The organism is Vibrio sp. V42_P2S4T144, from assembly GCF_009904715.1.
In the GTDB taxonomy this organism is placed as follows: Bacteria; Pseudomonadota; Gammaproteobacteria; order Enterobacterales; family Vibrionaceae; genus Vibrio; species Vibrio alginolyticus.
On record NZ_WXWS01000020.1, the window covers coordinates 1 to 18,239 of the forward strand.

The 18,239-nt window shown below is 45.6% G+C and carries 14 protein-coding genes; 7 read left to right on the forward strand and 7 right to left on the reverse strand.

From position 1 onward, the window contains the following. Positions 1–219: 219 nt before the first annotated feature. The 3 genes from CAG68_RS00530 to hrpB all read right to left on the reverse strand — a co-directional run bounded on the left by CAG68_RS00530 (position 220) and on the right by hrpB (position 7,506). Entirely contained in the window at positions 220–2,550 is a 2,331-nt protein-coding gene (locus tag CAG68_RS00530) for a patatin-like phospholipase family protein (protein WP_005380018.1), read from the reverse strand. A gap of 122 nt (positions 2,551–2,672) precedes the next feature. Next, positions 2,673–5,045 carry a penicillin-binding protein 1B gene (mrcB, locus tag CAG68_RS00535; protein ID WP_005380020.1) on the reverse strand — a complete coding sequence of 791 codons (2,373 nt, stop codon included), beginning with the start codon at positions 5,043–5,045 and terminating at the stop codon, positions 2,673–2,675. Further along, positions 5,038–7,506 (reverse strand): ATP-dependent helicase HrpB, encoded by a 2,469-nt coding sequence (gene hrpB / locus CAG68_RS00540; RefSeq protein ID WP_005380021.1) that lies wholly within the window; start codon positions 7,504–7,506, stop codon positions 5,038–5,040. The genes mrcB and hrpB overlap by 8 nt, the downstream gene beginning before the upstream one ends. A 66-nt stretch (positions 7,507–7,572) precedes the next feature. On the opposite strand from hrpB, the gene sfsA reads away from it, so the two are divergent. From sfsA to panC, 7 genes are all read left to right on the forward strand, one after another. Next, positions 7,573–8,289 (forward strand): DNA/RNA nuclease SfsA, encoded by a 717-nt coding sequence (gene sfsA / locus CAG68_RS00545; protein WP_161440652.1) that lies wholly within the window; start codon positions 7,573–7,575, stop codon positions 8,287–8,289. A 136-nt stretch (positions 8,290–8,425) separates the two neighbouring features. Continuing rightward, positions 8,426–8,872, forward strand: a complete 447-nt coding sequence (gene dksA / locus CAG68_RS00550) for an RNA polymerase-binding protein DksA (protein ID WP_005386584.1) — start codon at positions 8,426–8,428, stop codon at positions 8,870–8,872. A gap of 95 nt (positions 8,873–8,967) precedes the next feature. Then, positions 8,968–9,831, forward strand: a complete 864-nt coding sequence (gene gluQRS / locus CAG68_RS00555; protein ID WP_104975576.1) for a tRNA glutamyl-Q(34) synthetase GluQRS — start codon at positions 8,968–8,970, stop codon at positions 9,829–9,831. Between the two features lie 102 nt (positions 9,832–9,933). Beyond that, positions 9,934–11,301, forward strand: a complete 1,368-nt coding sequence (pcnB, locus tag CAG68_RS00560) for a polynucleotide adenylyltransferase PcnB (protein ID WP_005386589.1) — start codon at positions 9,934–9,936, stop codon at positions 11,299–11,301. Beyond that, positions 11,298–11,783 (forward strand): 2-amino-4-hydroxy-6-hydroxymethyldihydropteridine diphosphokinase, encoded by a 486-nt coding sequence (folK, locus tag CAG68_RS00565; protein ID WP_017635910.1) that lies wholly within the window; start codon positions 11,298–11,300, stop codon positions 11,781–11,783. The genes pcnB and folK overlap by 4 nt, the downstream gene beginning before the upstream one ends. Before the next feature lie 24 nt (positions 11,784–11,807). Next, positions 11,808–12,602, forward strand: coding sequence for a 3-methyl-2-oxobutanoate hydroxymethyltransferase (panB, locus tag CAG68_RS00570; protein ID WP_161440653.1), 795 nt, complete (start codon positions 11,808–11,810; stop codon positions 12,600–12,602). Between the two features lie 11 nt (positions 12,603–12,613). Next, positions 12,614–13,519 (forward strand): pantoate--beta-alanine ligase, encoded by a 906-nt coding sequence (gene panC, locus CAG68_RS00575; protein WP_161440654.1) that lies wholly within the window; start codon positions 12,614–12,616, stop codon positions 13,517–13,519. A 53-nt stretch (positions 13,520–13,572) separates the two neighbouring features. On the opposite strand, the gene CAG68_RS00580 is transcribed toward panC, so the two are convergent. From CAG68_RS00580 to CAG68_RS00595, 4 genes are all read right to left on the reverse strand, one after another. Continuing rightward, positions 13,573–14,502: a Kdo(2)-lipid IV(A) acyltransferase gene (locus CAG68_RS00580; protein ID WP_161440655.1), complete on the reverse strand. Its 930-nt coding sequence runs from the start codon at positions 14,500–14,502 to the stop codon at positions 13,573–13,575. Between the two features lie 127 nt (positions 14,503–14,629). Then, positions 14,630–15,400, reverse strand: a complete 771-nt coding sequence (locus tag CAG68_RS00585) for an ABC transporter permease (protein ID WP_017820398.1) — start codon at positions 15,398–15,400, stop codon at positions 14,630–14,632. Further along, positions 15,401–16,318 carry an ABC transporter ATP-binding protein gene (locus tag CAG68_RS00590; protein ID WP_161440656.1) on the reverse strand — a complete coding sequence of 306 codons (918 nt, stop codon included), beginning with the start codon at positions 16,316–16,318 and terminating at the stop codon, positions 15,401–15,403. 250 nt (positions 16,319–16,568) lie between these two features. After that, on the reverse strand, positions 16,569–18,239 hold a 1,671-nt coding region (locus CAG68_RS00595), incomplete at its 5' end, for a SulP family inorganic anion transporter (RefSeq protein WP_202599811.1).

The window sequence follows — 18,239 nt, forward strand, 5'->3', positions numbered from 1 at the left end:
GTAAAGGAGTGAACATCCTTGGAAACTTGGCTCTCCATTGCCCTTGTTTTCATTCAATTATGATTGAGAAACAGCGCCGTAGAGGCCAAACTGTGGGCAAAATAATAGCAAATTTAACCTTAAATTAAAATCTTATCATTTTGACCAACATAGCAACTTACGACTAAAGTTCTGCTAATTTTGACCAAATATGCCAAGTTTTTGCTTTCTCATACCCGATTAATTAAACGATGTTCCTACGATCAAATACACAGCATCCAAATCTTGCTCGGTACGACCGTATGCCAACATTATTGGTCCTATTGGTGAGTCAACACCAAAGAAGATGGAGCCAGCATTGTAAAGCGGCGCTTCGTTTAGTTTCAGATCATTATCAGACCAAACACCGCCATATTCGACCGATGCGCCCAGGTAGACTGGAGCTTCAAACAATCCGAAATCATTATCAAACCACTTATATCGGTACACCAAACTGCTGAAAAATAAGTTCTGTCCGATCAGGCTATTTCTTGGGATTCCCGATAGGCTTAAGAAGCCGCCCAACTCTCTGGGATCAAGCGGTAAAGATGAGTTTTTACTCTCTACAAAACTATATTCAGCATGTCCGACTAAAGTATGACGCTGATGACTCACTGCACCTTTAAATCGTGCAGAGATTTCATAAACGGTATCTTCAATAATTTTGTCAGTTTCTAAAAGGCTAACGCCTTGAGGACTTTGATCATGAGACACTAAATATTCGAGATCGACTAAAAGCCCACGAGTCGGAAATGCGAAATCATCAAGTGTATCTAGGCGATAATTGGCAAACAGGCCACGACGTTCAAAATCCAATTTACCAGCAGAAGCCAAAGTAGAAAGCTCAATATCTCCGGTTGAGTAGCGAGCGCCAAATCGAAGTTCTTGCCACAATGTGGGTTGGATACCTATCGCTAACTCTGTTGTAAAATCATCGTAAGTGACCGGAAAAAAGTCATTTACTGACTCTAAATCTGGTGCTTGAGGCTCTGTTAAAGGTAAGTTTCGGCTCTCACTACCATAGGAAATTCGCCCCGATACAAAAAGTTCTTGGCTAGATAAAACAGGGGAATACAACTCAGCTTCAATCAGCTTATCCGTGCCCATTTCTACGTTGAACGCCAACTCCGCGCCATGAGAGTTTAAATTGGTAAAGTTGGTCGATATTCCTATGCCGTACTGGCTATCTGTATCGAAGTCATCTTCAAGAAAAAATCGGAAGTTGAGATAATTAGGCCCCCACGACTTCTCGTTAACATCAAAAACCAACAATGTCTCACCATCCACCTCTTCAAAGTGATAAGTGATGAGCTCGAACCTATCTAACGCGTAGAGGTTTTCAACGGCTTTCTCAATTTCGGCCGTTGAAATACGACGTCCGGTTTCTAATTCAATACGATTCGTCAACAACACATCGCTGTAGTGCGTGTTATTAACAATCACTATGTCATCAACCACACGCTGATCACCATAAATCAAAGTTTTACGAACTTCTTGTTTGCGATCGATGTATTTTTGATAGTCCGCATTGGACAAGCGCAACCCTTTCAGCTTGTCTTTTAACTGCTTGGTAATATCGTACCCAGCTTGAAAAGCCCAAGGCATTTTGTCGAACTCGACAGTTTCCATGGTGCCCACATTGGGACGAATATAGATATCTTGAGGTTCAAGCTCGTCCACTTGCTGTTGTGTACTACGACGAACGAGATAGTTAGAGAGTTGGTCCGCGACAGTAAACAGCCCCGTAAATTCATCTTCGGTTTTGTAATCGGTGCTAATATCGACGGCAATAACGACATCAGCCCCCATGGCGCGAGCCACATCGACAGGCATGTTATTGACGACGCCGCCATCAACAAGCATATGGCCATTGAGCTTATAGGGAGGAAGCGCTCCTGGTACAGACATGCTAGCCATCATGGCGTCCACAAGGTAACCATTGCCCAATACGACTTCTTCTAAGGCAAGAATATCTGTCGCAACAGAACGATAAGGAATGGCAAGATCATCAAAAGAATCGAATCGCCCTAAGTTCCCTGTAGTCTCACGCAATACTCGCAACATGTTCTGGCCTTGCACCACACCCGTTGGTGCTCGTACCTCACCGAACCTTAAGCCGAGATCGGTATTAATTTGATAGCGGTCTTCATACTCTTTGTCACGAACTCGACGTTGGCTACGGTCAACACGATCTCGATAACCGCTGCCCCAATCGACGGTGTAGATAAAACTCTCAATTTCATCAGCACTCATCCCCGTGGCATAGAGCCCACCCACATAGGCGCCCATACTGGTACCGGTCACAATATCGACAGGGATCTGCATTTCTTCCAATGCTTTTAAAACCCCAATGTGTGCCGCCCCTTTCGCTCCGCCACCAGCGAGCACAACCGCCACCTTTGGTCGAGGTTCCAAGTCATCCGTTTTTGTTAGAGAGTTTGCGAGGGAAACAGAAGGAGTGATCATCAAAAAGGTACTAACCCAAAGCGCAAAGTTGCGAACCGATGGGCTTGATAACAGCTTTTTGAACATTCACTTCTTCCTTTATTGAATATCTGATCAAGTAGGGCGTGCTAGCAGTACTGTACTAACACGCCCTAATATGTACTAAGAATTAATCAGATAAACAAGCTAATGTTGTTGATTTGGCGATGCTACCAATCAAATATGCTATTTAACCAGTTTGATTTCTTCTCACACTGTTGCTTTATCTGACCGGTTTTATCCCAAACCGGCAGTTTGTAATCACTACGGCAGTTCATTTCTAAACCTCCATCAGATGTAGGCTTGAACCCTAATGTGGTGATTTCTCTTGGCCATGGGAGCTCTAAGCGCTCAGGAATACGCTGCTTCAAGTACTCTGCGTACACTCGTAATGCACCACTCGACCCCGTTAGATTCACGGGTTTATTATCGTCGCGGCCTAGCCAAATTGTCGTCACCTCACGACCATCAACACCGACAAACCAACTATCGCGGTTGTCATTACTGGTACCCGTTTTTCCTGCCAATGCAGCCCAACCAAACTGGCTTTGTAAGAAGCGGCCAGTGCCTTGAGCAACCCCTTGTTTCATCGCGTAGGTCGTTAGCCATGCAGCTTGTTCATCCACGGCTCTTGATGAACGAGGCAAGGATTGATACAGCACATTACCTTCCATATCCATGACTGAGCGCAGAGCGGTCAGTTTTGCACGCTTACCTGAATTCGTCAGAGTCTGATACATCTGTGCGACTTCGAATGGCGTCAAAGAAAACGAACCCAAAAACATCGAAGGCACTGGGCGAATTTCGTCTTTGTTCACGCCCAAACGCTCTAAAGTATTGGAGACTTCAGGAATGCCAAGTGCCATACCTAAGCGCACGGTTGGTACGTTAAGTGATTTCGCTAAAGCAATGTAAAGTGGCACATCACCACGATATTTTCTATCGTAGTTGCGCGGCGTCCACACGTTACCTTTACTGCTCTTCAGACTTAACGGCGTGTCGTGTAGCGTCGTGCCTAGGTTGTATTTATCCGGTTGTTCTAGAGCCGTTAAGTAAATCGCTGGTTTCACTAAAGAACCAATTGGACGACTGGCATTGAGCGCTCGGTTAAAGCCTTCATAACCGACACGTTTACCACCAACCATCGCACGGATTTCACCACTATGGCGATCAACGGCCACAGCAGCGGCTTCTAACTCTTTACCACCCCGTTTAGCTAGTTCTGGGATCTTTTTCGCGATAGCTTGTTCCATTTTGCTTTGCGATACTGGGTCCAGAGACGTAAACACGCGCAGTCCGGTCTCTGCTTTAAATCGCTCCCCAACTTTTTCTTTTAATTCAATGCTCAATTGTTGGAAATAAGCTGGCTGACGGCTCGCAATACGTGGCTTGCTTTGCGTATCGAGTGGACGACTTACAGCTTGTTCATACTGCTCTGAAGTCAACATGTTTTGCTGCATTAACAGGCGCAGAACGAGATCACGACGCTCTTTCGTTCTCTCAGGGTAACGAATTGGGTTGTAGTAAGACGGTCCTTTTACCATCCCAACTAACATCGCCAGCTGATCGATTCGCAACTCCTGAATTGGCTGCCCAAAATAGTAACGCGACGCCAAGCCAAACCCGTGGATCGCTTCACCTCCACTTTGACCTAGGTACACTTCGTTGAGGTAGGCTTCTAAGATACGATCTTTGCTGTAACGGTAATCCAAAATTAGCGCGATATACGCTTCTCGAACTTTACGCCACAGTGTTTTATCACGAGTCAAAAACAGGTTTTTTGCCAATTGCTGAGTCAGCGTACTACCACCTTGAACAGTACGACCGGCCTTAATGTTCGCAACCAATGCACGTGCAATCGCCAGCGGTGACACCCCGTCATGTTGATAAAAATCCCGGTCTTCGGTCGCAAGCAGTGCATCCACTAAAATTTCAGGGAACTGATCACGACGTAAGAAAAGACGCTGTTCATCACGGTCTTTCTCCAGCATGCCCAACATCTTCGGTTCTAGGCGCAAGTAACCAAGGTCTCCTCGAGATTCTAAAGACTGAATACGTTGCAAGCCGGAATCAGAGAAATGCAGCATAATGTGACGATCCGGCTCGGGACCATCGGCAAACTCGAATGGACGGCGAATCAATTCAATCCGAGTGGAAGAAGAGGAATATTCGCCTGGGTAACGAGGTTGACTCACTTTACGGTAATTCAACACATCTAGCTCGTTGCGCAGTTCTTGGATGGTGATATTCTCACCAGGGCTTAGATTCAAGATACGGGCATAAACCACCGTTGGCAGCTCAAACAGCTGGCCTTCAAAGCGTTCTTTCACCACACTATCTAAGTAAATCCCAACAAACAGCAAAACAGCGGCAAGTGCAACGCCAGCTTTCCAGCTAAACGACCACAGAACTTTCAACCACGAACGTTTCTCGTTAGTCGGTTTTTTACTCGGCGTACGTCGAGTCTGTTTTGCGGTTCCTTTATTGGTTGTACTTTTCTTCGCTGGCGCTTTTTTCGCGCTAGGCTTCTTGCTGTCAGTCATTATTCAATTGTCTTTTTGTTTTCGTTGTTGCTACATGATTGGCAGGATCATCTGGCCAAACGTGTTTTGGGTAGCGCCCTTTCATCTCTTTTTGAACGTCTTTGTAGCTTCCGTTCCAGAAAGCCGCCAAGTCCGACGTTACTTGCAATGGACGTTGTGCCGGTGAAAGCAGTTCAAGCACCAAACGCTTGCGGCCAAGAGCCACCGTTGGGGAACCACTCTCCCCAAATACTTCTTGCATACGCACCGATAATATCGGCTCGTGGCCATATTGGTAACGGATACGCTTCTTTGAACCTGTGGGTAGTTGGTAATGCTCAGGTAACCATTCATCCAGTTGTTGATTGAGTGGCCAACCTAATAGAGCATTAAGCGCTTCGACCAAGTTTATCTTGCTCAGGTCTTTAACCGAGCTGACAGACGTCATGTATGGTTCTAACCACTCCTCTAATGAATCCAGCAAACTGGCTTCATCAAACACTGGCCATGACTGCTCAGGTAACCATTCCACCGCACAACGAATCCGAGCCAACAAGCTCTCCGCTGCCGGTGTCCAGTTTAGACTCTGTAAGCCCTGGCGGCGGACATACGTGAGTAAAGCTTGTGTCATTTTTTCTTTGCCCGGGCTTGGCAACGGCTCGCGTTCAACGACCAGCAGACCGAGTTTTGTTTGTCGCTCAGCTATTAGACGGCCTCTTTTTTCATCCCAGTCCACTACTTCTTCAGACGAAAATAGCGTATCAAAGGTCGTTCGCAATATATTGACATCCAATTCACATGCCGAATGAATTTGACTTGAGTTAGAATGAGAACGCATTAAGTCAACGGCAACCAAATACTCACAGCCACCTAGCATGTCTTCCTGACGACATTCTGCACCATGACCATTAGCCAAAGTAAATCGCCCAAATTGATTTGTGCGCTGCTGCGCAATGCGATCTGGAAATGCCAAACTTAACACCAGCGGTAATGCATCTTCATCCACGCCTTTCAGGTCAAATACCGTATCCAATTTGTACGCTAGAGATTGAGCACGCTTGAACAACATCGACTTTTTTGGATGAGTACCAACAAGCCAACGATGCAAGCTATGAGCGATATTGGTAACACTCCTCTCTGGCTCTTCAATCAGTGCGACCGCCGCCAAAGCAGCATTTAACATCTTATCACTGTAAGATTGCGCTTTAATTAGCATCGCAGCCGCACGAGGCTCAACGCCTAGTTCATGCGCCTGTTTTCCTTCGGACGTTAATTGCCCTTTTTCCGTCAGTAGTCCCAATGACACCAATAGCTGCTTCGCTTGTTCCAATGACGCATTAGCTGGAACATCAAGCCACTTTAGATCGTGGATATCACTCGCTCCCCAAAAGGCAAGCTCCATAACTAAACTAGCCAAATCGGAATGCAAAATTTCGGGTTGGGGAACTAGCGGTTGCTGCTTGAACTGGCTTTCAGAATAAAGACGAACACAAATGCCCTCTTCTATTCGTCCCGCTCGTCCTGCACGCTGAATCGCTGAAGACTGTGCAATGCGTGTTTGCTCTAAGCGTGTTAAACCGTTTTTCAAATCAAAGCGGGCAACACGCTCTAACCCAGAATCAACGACGAGGCGAATGCCTTCAATCGTTAGTGAAGTTTCTGCAATGTTGGTCGCTAGAACGACTTTACGCTTACCTTGTTCTGCTGGCGTAATCGCTTTTTGTTGATCTGCAAAACTCAGTTGACCATAAAGTGGGCATACGTCGATATCATCCGCTAAATGAGACAACCGCTCTTCAACTTGTTTTATGGCACCAACACCCGGTAGGAAAGCTAACAAAGATCCAGACTCTTTGTTCATAAGACTTTCTATTGTTTTTGCCATACTCGTAGGTAAATGCTCGTTCACACCTAACGGCTGGTAGCGCATTGCCACATCAAAGCTCCGCCCTTCAGATTCAATGTAACTGGCTTCCGGCAACAACGATTGTAATGCTTGTTGGTCAAGCGTTGCCGACATTACCACCAGCTTGAGATCGTCTCGCAATGCCTCTTGAACTTCTAAACTGAATGCCAAAGCGGTATCGGCATGAATGCTGCGTTCATGAAACTCATCAAAGATCAGTAGATCAACCCCATCCAGTTCAGGGTCAGTTTGGATCATCCTGGTCATGATCCCTTCGGTCACGATCTCCAGCTGCGTTGCAGAACTTACCTTTGCCTCGCCACGAACTCGATAACCCACGCGTTGACCAACTTGTTCTCCCAATTGCTCAGCAAGATAACGGGCAATGTTACGCGCCGCGAGTCGTCTTGGCTCAAGCATGATGATTTTTCCAGCAACCGAATGATTTAAGAGTAACTGCAAAGGGAAGTAAGTCGACTTACCGGCACCAGGCGCCGCTTTTAAGATCACTTGATGTTGATTTTTGACCGCCGTCAGCAACTCAGGCATCACGGCTTCAATCGGCAATTGTGACAAAGGAAATACCTTATGGTGTAATGGTGGCAACATTGTACATAAAAAATTTTTTGTCTAAATAAGCAAATGCATTTCACACCCGTTTTAGAGTCCGCCACTCTACTCAAACGTTATAAACGCTTTCTTGCCGATATCGAGCTCGATACTGGTGAAATCCGTACAATCCACTGCGCAAATACAGGTGCAATGACGGGTTGTGCAACGCCCGGAAACAAAGTTTGGTTTTCTACTTCCGACAACCCGAAACGAAAATACCCCAATAGTTGGGAGTTGAGTGAGACCGAACAAGGCCACCGTATTTGTATCAACACCGCGCGTGCCAATCAATTAGCCGTAGAGGCTATTGAAAATAATGTCATTTCAGAGCTTTATGGTTATGACACACTTCAAACTGAGGTGAAATACGGCAATGAAAATAGCCGAATTGATATCTTGCTCAGCGCAGACGACAAGCCAAAGTGCTATATAGAAGTGAAAAGCGTCACTCTTCTTGATGAGACCGACTCTACTGGACAAGGATACTTCCCAGATGCGGTCACGACTCGGGGACAAAAACACCTGAGAGAGCTCACAGAAATGGCACAAAATGGAAGTAGAGCCATACTTTTATTCACTGTTTTACATTCAGGTATTGAAAAAGTATCCGCGGCGCACCATATAGACGCGAAATATTCACTATTACTCAAACAAGCACAAGACGCTGGAGTGGAAGTTCTCTGCTACAAAGCTGAACTGAGCGATACTGGAATGAAGCTGATTTCCGCTATTGATTTTATCAATTAAGAGAAAAAATGATGTCGTCTTCACATTGACGATAACTTTGCGATTCAGTATTTGCTTGCACCGCCTCTTTTTGCTATAGATACCCGCCTTAAATTGACTGCGTAGCAGTTGACTAGGTGTAAGTAGGAGATGCTGTATGCCAGAATCAAAGAAGAAAACGATAGGCATCCTAGCCATTGCCGGCGTGGAGCCATATCAGGAAAAACCTGGTGAAGAGTACATGTCACCAGAGCAGGTTGAACACTTTACGAAAATCTTAACAGCTTGGCGCGACCAGCTAAGAGCTGAAGTGGATCGTACTGTTCACCACATGCAGGACGAAGCAGCAAACTTCCCAGATCCAGTTGACCGCGCCTCTCAAGAGGAAGAGTTCAGCCTAGAACTGCGTAACCGTGACCGCGAACGCCGTTTGATCAAGAAGATTGAAAAGACTTTGGATAAAATCAAAGAAGACGATTTTGGCTTCTGTGAGTCTTGTGGCGTAGAGATTGGCGTTCGCCGTCTTGAAGCACGTCCAACCGCTGACCTTTGTATTGACTGTAAAACACTTGCAGAAATCAAAGAGAAGCAAATGCAAGGTTAATCACCCAGCATTATGATTGTTGAAGGGAGCTCAGGCTCCCTTTTTGTTTTGGCTACCTTCGCACCCTATTTGTTTACTAAATTCGAGATACACGCATGACACGCTATGTAGGTCGATTCGCCCCATCTCCTTCTGGTCCACTGCATTTTGGTTCACTGATTGCCGCTCTTGGCAGTTATTTTCAAGCAAAAGCACAAAACGGAGCTTGGTTAGTACGTATTGAGGACTTAGACCCACCAAGAGAAATGCCAGGTGCAGCGCAACTTATCCTAGAGGCACTCAAGGCCTATCAGCTGCATTGGGATGGAGAAGTGGTATACCAGAGCGAACGTCACGACCTTTACCAAGCTCAAATAAACAAATGGCTCGAAAATGGGGAAGCCTATTATTGCCAATGTACTCGTAAGCAAATTAAAGAGCATGGCGGTTTTTATCCTGGCACTTGCCGCGATAAAAACTTGAAAGAAGGCGCGATTCGCCTAAAAATGACCAAGCCTGTCGCTCATTTCCTCGACCAAAAGCGGGGAACCATTACTATTCCAGAGCAACTCGTTAATGAAGATTTCATTATTAAACGTCGAGATGGATTATTTGCTTATAATCTTGCGGTAGTATTGGACGACATCGACCAAGGCGTCACAGAAGTCGTGCGAGGTGCAGACTTAATCGAGCCGACAGGGCGTCAAATTAGCCTGTACCAAATACTTGGTCAGCCAGAAGTTAGCTACTTGCATTTACCATTGGCGATGGACAACAACGGCAATAAATTGTCGAAACAAAATCACGCGACGGCTATTGATATAGATACACCAAAACCTACTCTATTGCGCGCCATGACATTTTTAGGTTTCGAGATACCTGAAACCGTAAGGGCGGCCAACATAGAAGATATTCTTCGTTGGGGCTGCGAAAACTGGCGCTTGGAACAGCTTCCAGCAGAGATCGAGATCACACCGTGATTCTCAAATGGCATTGTGTAGGCTATCATTAGCCGCAAATTAGGCCCTAGAGGCGTATAAAACTAACCAAAGCAAGATTGGATTAAACCCAGTTATTGCCAGATGCACATGAATACAAACGACTATACACCAAGCGAACCTGCCACAATTCCAGAGCTCGCTCTCAATGTAATAACTCGTGAAGAGCACAACATTTCGCGTAAGCAGATCAGTGATAATGCGCTGAAGGTACTGTACCGCCTAAATGGTGCTGGTTTCGATGCTTTTCTTGTGGGTGGCGGGGTTCGAGACTTACTGCTTGGACAAAAACCAAAAGATTTTGACATTGCGACCAACGCAACGCCGGAACAGATCAAACAGCTATTTCGTAACTGCCGTTTGATTGGTCGCCGCTTCCGCTTGGCTCATATTATGTTTGGCCGAGACATCATTGAGGTTGCGACATTCCGTGGTCACCACCAAGAGCAAAAGAATAAGAGCATTTCTCAGCAATCAAAAGAGGGTATGCTGCTGCGTGACAACGTCTACGGCACCATCGATGAAGATGCTGAGCGCCGTGATTTCACGATTAACTCGATGTACTACAACATCGCAGATTACTCGATTCACGACTACGCACGTGGTATTGAAGATTTAGAAGATCGCCTAATTCGACTGATTGGTGATCCAGAAACACGCTACCGTGAAGACCCTGTGCGCATGCTGCGTGCGGTTCGTTTCGCGGTAAAACTAGACTTTGATATTGAAGAAGACACCGCAGCGCCAATCGAACACATGGCACCGTTGCTCGGTGACATTCCGTCAGCGCGTCTTTTTGAAGAGTCACTCAAATTATTGCAATCCGGTCATGGCTTAGAAACCTACCACCTACTGCGTGAGTACAACCTATTCCAGCAACTATTCCCGACGATTGCAGCGCACTTTACAGAAGATTACTCCTCTCACACTGAGCAGATGTTGGATCTTGTCCTAGATTCTACCGACATGCGCATCGAAGATGGGAAACGCATCAATCCAGCATTTATGTTTGCTGCAATGCTGTGGTACCCACTGTGTGCGAAAGCCGATGAACTGATGGAAGAGCGCAACTTAGGCCATTACGACGCCATTATGGAAGCGAGCAACATCATTCTTGACGAGCAAGTTCGCACAATTGCCATTCCAAGACGCCACACCGCAACCATTCGCGAGATTTGGCAGTTACAGCTTCGTCTTCCACGACGTAACGGTAAACGTGCATTCCGTCTTATGGAGCTCAATAAATTTAGAGCTGGCTTTGATTTTCTTGAAATGCGCGGTGAAATTGAAGGTGGTGACACTCAGAAGCTTGCCAAGTGGTGGGAAACTTTTCAAAATGCAGGCCGAGAAATGCGTCAAGCAATGGCTGCCGACTTAGACGGTCAATCACCGAAAACAGGCCAGCGCCGCCGTAAAACTTATCGCAAGAAAAAGAGTAAGCCCAAATCATGATTACAGCGTACATTGCGGTAGGCAGTAACTTGGCTGATCCTGTCAGCCAAGCGAAGCAAGCGATTGAAGCATTAAAAACGCTGCCTAAATCAGAGTTTGTTCAAGCTTCTTCGCTATACAGCAGCACGCCAATGGGGCCACAAAACCAACCGGATTACATCAATGCGGTTGTGTCTATTAACACCAGCTTGACGCCTATTGAATTGCTCAATTGCACACAAGCTATAGAGCAAGAACAAGGGCGTGTCCGTAAAGACGAACGCTGGGGACCAAGAACCTTGGACCTCGACATTGTGCTTTATGGCAATGAGGTGATTAATTCCGAGAGGCTGATCGTTCCTCATTATGGAATGAAAGAGCGTGAATTCGTACTCTACCCTCTTGCGGAAATTGCACCAAGTTTACAACTCCCTGATGGGACCGAGGTCTCTGAACTACTGGAACAAGTAGATAGAAACGGCCTCAGTATCTGGCAGTCATAGCCAACTCCTAGTAAGGATAAAACCATGAAAAAAATGACCATCAACGACCTAATCAAGTGGAAGCAAGAAGGTCGTAAATTTGCTACTTCAACCGCTTATGATGCGAGCTTTGCCCAACTGTTTGAAAGCCAAGAAATGCCAGTACTTCTTGTTGGTGATTCTCTAGGTATGGTTTTGCAAGGTCACAACGATACTCTACCAGTAACGGTCGATGATATCGCTTACCATACTCGTTGCGTACGCGCTGGTAGCCCAAATTGTTTGTTGATGGCAGACATGCCATTCATGAGCTACACCACCCCAGAGCAAGCTTGCGAAAATGCGGCTAAACTGATGCGTGCTGGTGCCAATATGGTAAAAATTGAAGGTGGTGACTGGCTTGTCGACACGGTGAAAATGCTCACTGAACGATCAGTTCCAGTTTGTGCTCATCTTGGTTTAACTCCTCAAGCTGTTAATATTTTTGGTGGTTACAAAATCCAAGGTCGCGATCAAGAAAAAGCAGACCGCATGGTAAAAGACGCATTAGCGCTGCAAGAAGCAGGCGCTCAAATCGTCTTACTAGAGTGCGTACCAGCTGAGCTTGCTGAACGTATTACGCAAGTGCTTGAGGTTCCTGTTATCGGTATTGGTGCAGGTAACGTAACAGATGGTCAAATTCTCGTAATGCATGATATGTTTGGTATTTCTGCCAACTACATGCCGAAATTCTCCAAAAACTTTCTTGCTGAAACAGGTGATATGCGCAAAGCCGTTGCTAAATACATTGAAGATGTAGCCAACGGTGTATTCCCAGACGACGCTCATACCATTGCCTAGAGGATAAATGCATGCAAACTTTTGCGGAAATCTCAGCAGTTCGTGAACACCTTAAAACCTTTAAACGTGAAGGTCGTAAAGTGGCGTTTGTCCCTACCATGGGCAACCTTCACGAAGGCCACTTAACTTTAGTGCGTAAAGCACGCGAATACGCTGATATCGTTGTCGTAAGCATCTTTGTTAATCCGATGCAGTTTGATCGTGCAGACGATTTAAATAATTACCCACGCACGCTAGAGGAAGACTTAAGCAAGTTAACCTCTGAAGGGGTCGATGTGGTATTTACGCCAACACCAGAAGTTATCTACCCTGAAGGTCTGGATAAGCAAACCTTCGTCGATGTCCCTGGCCTATCAACAATTCTCGAAGGCGCGTCTCGACCAGGTCATTTCCGTGGCGTGACGACGATTGTGAATAAGCTGTTTAACATCGTACAACCGGATGTCGCGTGCTTCGGCGAGAAGGACTTCCAACAACTTGCTGTTATCCGCAAGATGGTTGATGACCTAGCAATGGACATTGAAATCATCGGTGTACCAACCGTACGTGAAATGGACGGTTTAGCAATGAGTTCACGCAATGGCTTGCTTACGCTGGACGAGCGTCAACGTGCGCCTGTACTTGCTCGTACAATGCGTTGGATCAGTAGTGCCATTCGCGGTGGCCGCGATGACTACGCATCGATCATCGAAGATGCAAGCGACCAACTTCGAGCTGCAGGTCTGCACCCTGATGAGATCTTCATTCGTGATGCTCGTACATTACAAGTGATCACACCAGAAACGACACAAGCTGTCATTCTGATGTCTGCGTTCCTAGGCAAAGCTCGTCTTATCGATAACCAAACGGTAGATATGGTTGTCGAAGCGAAGGAAGAAGCTGAATCTAACAATACAAACTCAGAGAACGCAGAGTAAGCTCTGAGCCATAAAAGTAAAAAGGTCGACTCTTAGTCGACCTTTTTTATACTCTACGTATAGACGCAATCTAACCCTTCAGGGCGAGTTTTAAACCGCTTGTGCAGCCACATCCACGCTGGAATATCACGTTTTATCATTTTCTCAAGCTCTTGGTTCAAGATGCTTGCCGCTTTAACCGCATTACGTCTCTCGAAACGCTCGCTAATGTCTTTTCCAATGTACAGCGTGTAATGGTGATTTTTACTCACTGTAACGCCAGATATAACCGCGCACTTTGTTGCATCAATGAGAACACTAGACCCGACGGTACTCGCCGCTTGTTCAACAGCAAAAAACGGCGCAAAAACAGAATGGCTAACGCCATAATCATGGTCGGGCAAATACCAAAGTCGATGACCATTTTTCAGAACTTTGAGCATTGATTTCACATCTTTTCGATCAATCATTTGATGTCCAAAACGAGTTCGACCTCGATGTTGAATAAACTCATAAGCAGGATTCGAATTTGGGCGATAAACGCCATAACCTTGGGCAAACTGGCTAAAAATACGAGCGGTTATCTCCAAGTTTAAATGGTGACTGCACACCACCAACACACCACGTCCATTATTTTCCTCAGCGAGTAAACGATCTTTTCCAACAATAGAGGCTATCCGACGTATCCGCCAATCTGGCCAAAACCAAGCGATACCGGTTTCGATGATCGCCATTCCAGTATATTGAAAATTTTTTCGTACTACGTCCTTACATTGCCAATCCGTAAAATCAGGGAAACACAGCTGGAGATTACGCAGAGCGATCTTGTGTCGGCGCTTCATTACATGCATCGCAATACAGCCGATGCTTCTACCTAAGATTCGCAATACTACGTATGGCAGTACATTAACAAGAATCGCTAAAGATCCAAATGCCAGCCATACAGACCAATATTTGGGCTTAAGTAACTGATAGGAGAAAGGCGGCAGCGGGACAATATTCATAGGATCACTCATTTATTACAAATGATTGAAACCTACCATGATAAAAACCGAAAAATTGTATGGGTATGTATTGTTATGCACGCGAAAGAGCAGCGTGAATCGCCGCTCTTTGCTTTATGAGAATGGCTTAGCTTCTTAGCCCAATCCCTTTGGTTACTAGATAATGCGCAATGGCATACAGTGCAACAACAAACACTGCAAGTACACTAAATGAAGTGACAATGCCCACATCCGAGACACCTAAAAAGCCGTAGCGAAACGCATTCACCATGTAGACGATTGGGTTGATCTTAGAAACGCCTTGCCAAAATTCAGGCAGCAGACTGATCGAATAAAAGACTCCTCCCAAGTAAGTTAAAGGAGTCAATACAAACGTAGGGATGATCGAAATATCGTCAAACGTTTTTGCGTAAACCGCATTGATCAAGCCACCGAGAGCAAATACAACCGACGTCATGAAGACAGTCGCGACAATAATGCCCCAGTGCTTCACTTGCAAATCAACGAACAAAAGTGACACACAAGTAACAATTGCACCGACCAACAAACCTCGAGTCACGCCGCCCATCACGTAGCCAGCAATAATCACATAGTTTGGTACCGGTGCCACCAGCAGTTCTTCAATGTTCTTCTGTAGCTTTGCACTAAAGAATGACGACGCCACGTTCGAGTATGAGTTGGTGATCACCGACATCATGATCAAACCTGGAACAATGTACTCCATGTAACTAAAGCCGCTCATCTCACCAATTCGAGAGCCAATAAGATTGCCGAAAATGATGAAGTACAACGTCATCGTAATGGCTGGCGGCACTAAGGTTTGCACCCAAATACGTGTAAAACGAGTGACTTCTTTGCTCAGCAAGCTGCGAAATGCCGTCCAATATAAACCGTACATTTAAATACTCCCCTCTCTTACAATGCTGACAAACAACTCTTCAAGTCGGTTGGCTTTGTTACGCATTGAGAGAACTTTAATGCCATGCTCTGTTAACTGACTGAATACCGAATTCAATCCTTGGCTTTTATCTAGTTCTATCTCTAAAGAGCCATTAACAATACTTTGTCGATTAACACCTTCAAGCTCGGGCACCTCGACTTCTGACTCAACATCCAAGATAAATGTTTCGACGCTTAGCTTACCTAGTAACGCCTTCATGGTGGTATTTTCAATCAGCTCACCACGATTAATAATGCCGATATTTCGACACAGCATCTCCGCTTCTTCTAGGTAGTGTGTCGTTAAAATAATCGTAATTCCTTGCTCTTGGTTGATCTCTTTCAGAAACCCCCACATTGAGCGGCGTAGTTCAATATCCACTCCAGCCGTTGGTTCATCTAAAATGAGTAACTGCGGCTCGTGCATCAAAGCTCTTGCGATCATTAAACGACGCTTCATCCCACCGGATAGGTTACGAGCACGCTCTTGGCGTTTTTCCCATAAATCCAATTTTTTCAGGTATTTTTCTGCTCTTTCTTTGGCTAATACTTTAGACACACCGTAATAGCCAGCTTGCTGCATCACAATTTGCTCAACGGTTTCAAACTGGTTGAAGTTGAACTCTTGTGGCACCAAGCCTAAATTCTGCTTGGCCAATTCGAGGTCGGTATCAATGTCATAACCGAAAACTTTCGTCGTTCCGGAGGTTTTATTCACTAAGGAGGAAATGATACCAATCGTGGTCGATTTTCCTGCACCATTGGGACCCAGAAGCGCGTAGAAGTCACCCTTTTTCACTTGGAGACTTATACCTTTTAACGCCTCAAAGCCACCTGCATACGTCTTGCGCAGTTGTTCAATTTCTAATGCGTACATAAGGTCTTGATTGCCGTTTGTTTGTGATTACTAATACCGACTCATATTTATCAGCGGTTTACTACAAAATCGCCTTGGGTATCGTACTGGAGGTCCATCAGTTTATCGTTGAATAACGATGATTACAAATAAACCTTTCGATAATATTGGAAATATAACCCTTACCTCGTAAAGGTTATCTCTGAGTAAGACAAAATAGAGCATAAAAAAACGCAACAGGACACTGTTGCGTTTTTAACTGTCAGAATGATTACGCCGTTATGCGCTGATACTGGTCTGCCTCAACATGTGCCACCGCCGCATTCAATGCTTCGTAACGGAATTGGTACATATTTTCATCAGGCACAAGGTCAATCACATGGAATTTCTCTAGCTGTTCTCGTGTTCGCTCATTCGGGCATAATAAATACACGGCACAATTGGCATCGAGAGCATCCTTAATCGCATTCTCTAACGCCAAACCGACGGTCACATCAATCATTGGTACATCCGTAAGATCGAGAATCATCACGTCATAGTCCGAAATACTAGAGTGCTGACGTGAAATGGCTTTAGAAACACTAAAGATCATCGGACCGGAAAGATAAAAGAACAGCACTTTACCATTAGCACGATCCAACAAACCACGCTCGCTGTCAGTCAGCGGCACATCATCTTCATCCGCGTCGCTGATCGCTTTTACTTGTCGCGCCTGCTCTCGGCTCAAACGCTCGATGATGATAATGTTCGAGATAAAGACGCCTAAACCCACCGCAACGATAAGATCAACGAATACTGTAAGCAACATAACGCCATACATCACCGCCATTCCGGAAAAGCTTACCTTATGTGCCCTCTGAATAAAGCTCCAGTCTAGGATGTTAAAGCCAACATACACCGCAATGCCTGCTAACACAGCCATCGGGATTGGCTCTGTTAACCCGCCAGCAACCAGTACAACCAACGCCAACATTAGTGCACGAATCACACCAGATAATGGCGAACGAGCCCCAACTTGGATATTCGTTACCGTCCCCATGGTAGCCCCCGCCCCCGGCAGCGCACCAAACAAGCCTGAGATCATGTTAGCTAACCCTTGACCTCGCAGCTCTTTATCTGAGTCGTGTTCTTTACGAGTTAATGAGTCACCGATAACCGCCGTTAACAAAGTATCAATACAACCTAATGTGCCGAGCACTAATGCATCAATGACCATCTCGACAAACATATCTGTGTCAATATAAGGGGCGACGAGAGAAGGTAACCCAGCAGGAATTTCACCGATACGACGAATATCTTCTGTATCAAAGAGAATCACAGACAATAAAGTTACCGCGACCAATGCCACGAGCTGTGCAGGAACGTATTTACGATATTGCTTAGGGAAGAAAAAAAGAATCCCCAAAGTCAGTAGTCCCAAAAACAACTCACTGAATTTAAGGTTAGAAATGGTCTCCGGCAAAGCAGATAACGTTCCGAGTACTCCCCCTGAAGGCGCAGCATGTCCCATCAAAGGCGATAACTGCAGAATGATAAGAATCACACCAATGCCAGACATAAACCCGGAAATAACGCTATAAGGCATTAAGGTAACGTATTTACCCAGTTTTAACGTCCCCAATAGGATTTGGAATGCGCCAGCCATCATGACAACCGTGAAAGTCATAGCCATGCCCGTTTCTGGGTATTTCGCCATCATACTGGTTAATACTGCGGTCATGATTACCGTCATTGGCCCTGTCGGTTCTGATATTAACGTATTAGAACCACCAAATAACGAGGCAAACAAACCGACCATTATTGCCCCCCAAAGGCCGGCCTCAGCACCGGCTCCGGATGCAACACCAAACGCTAACGCCAGAGGGAGAGAGATAATCGCCGTGGTTACCCCGCCAAATACATCCCCTTTGAAATTGATATCTTCAAAACGACTACCGAACAC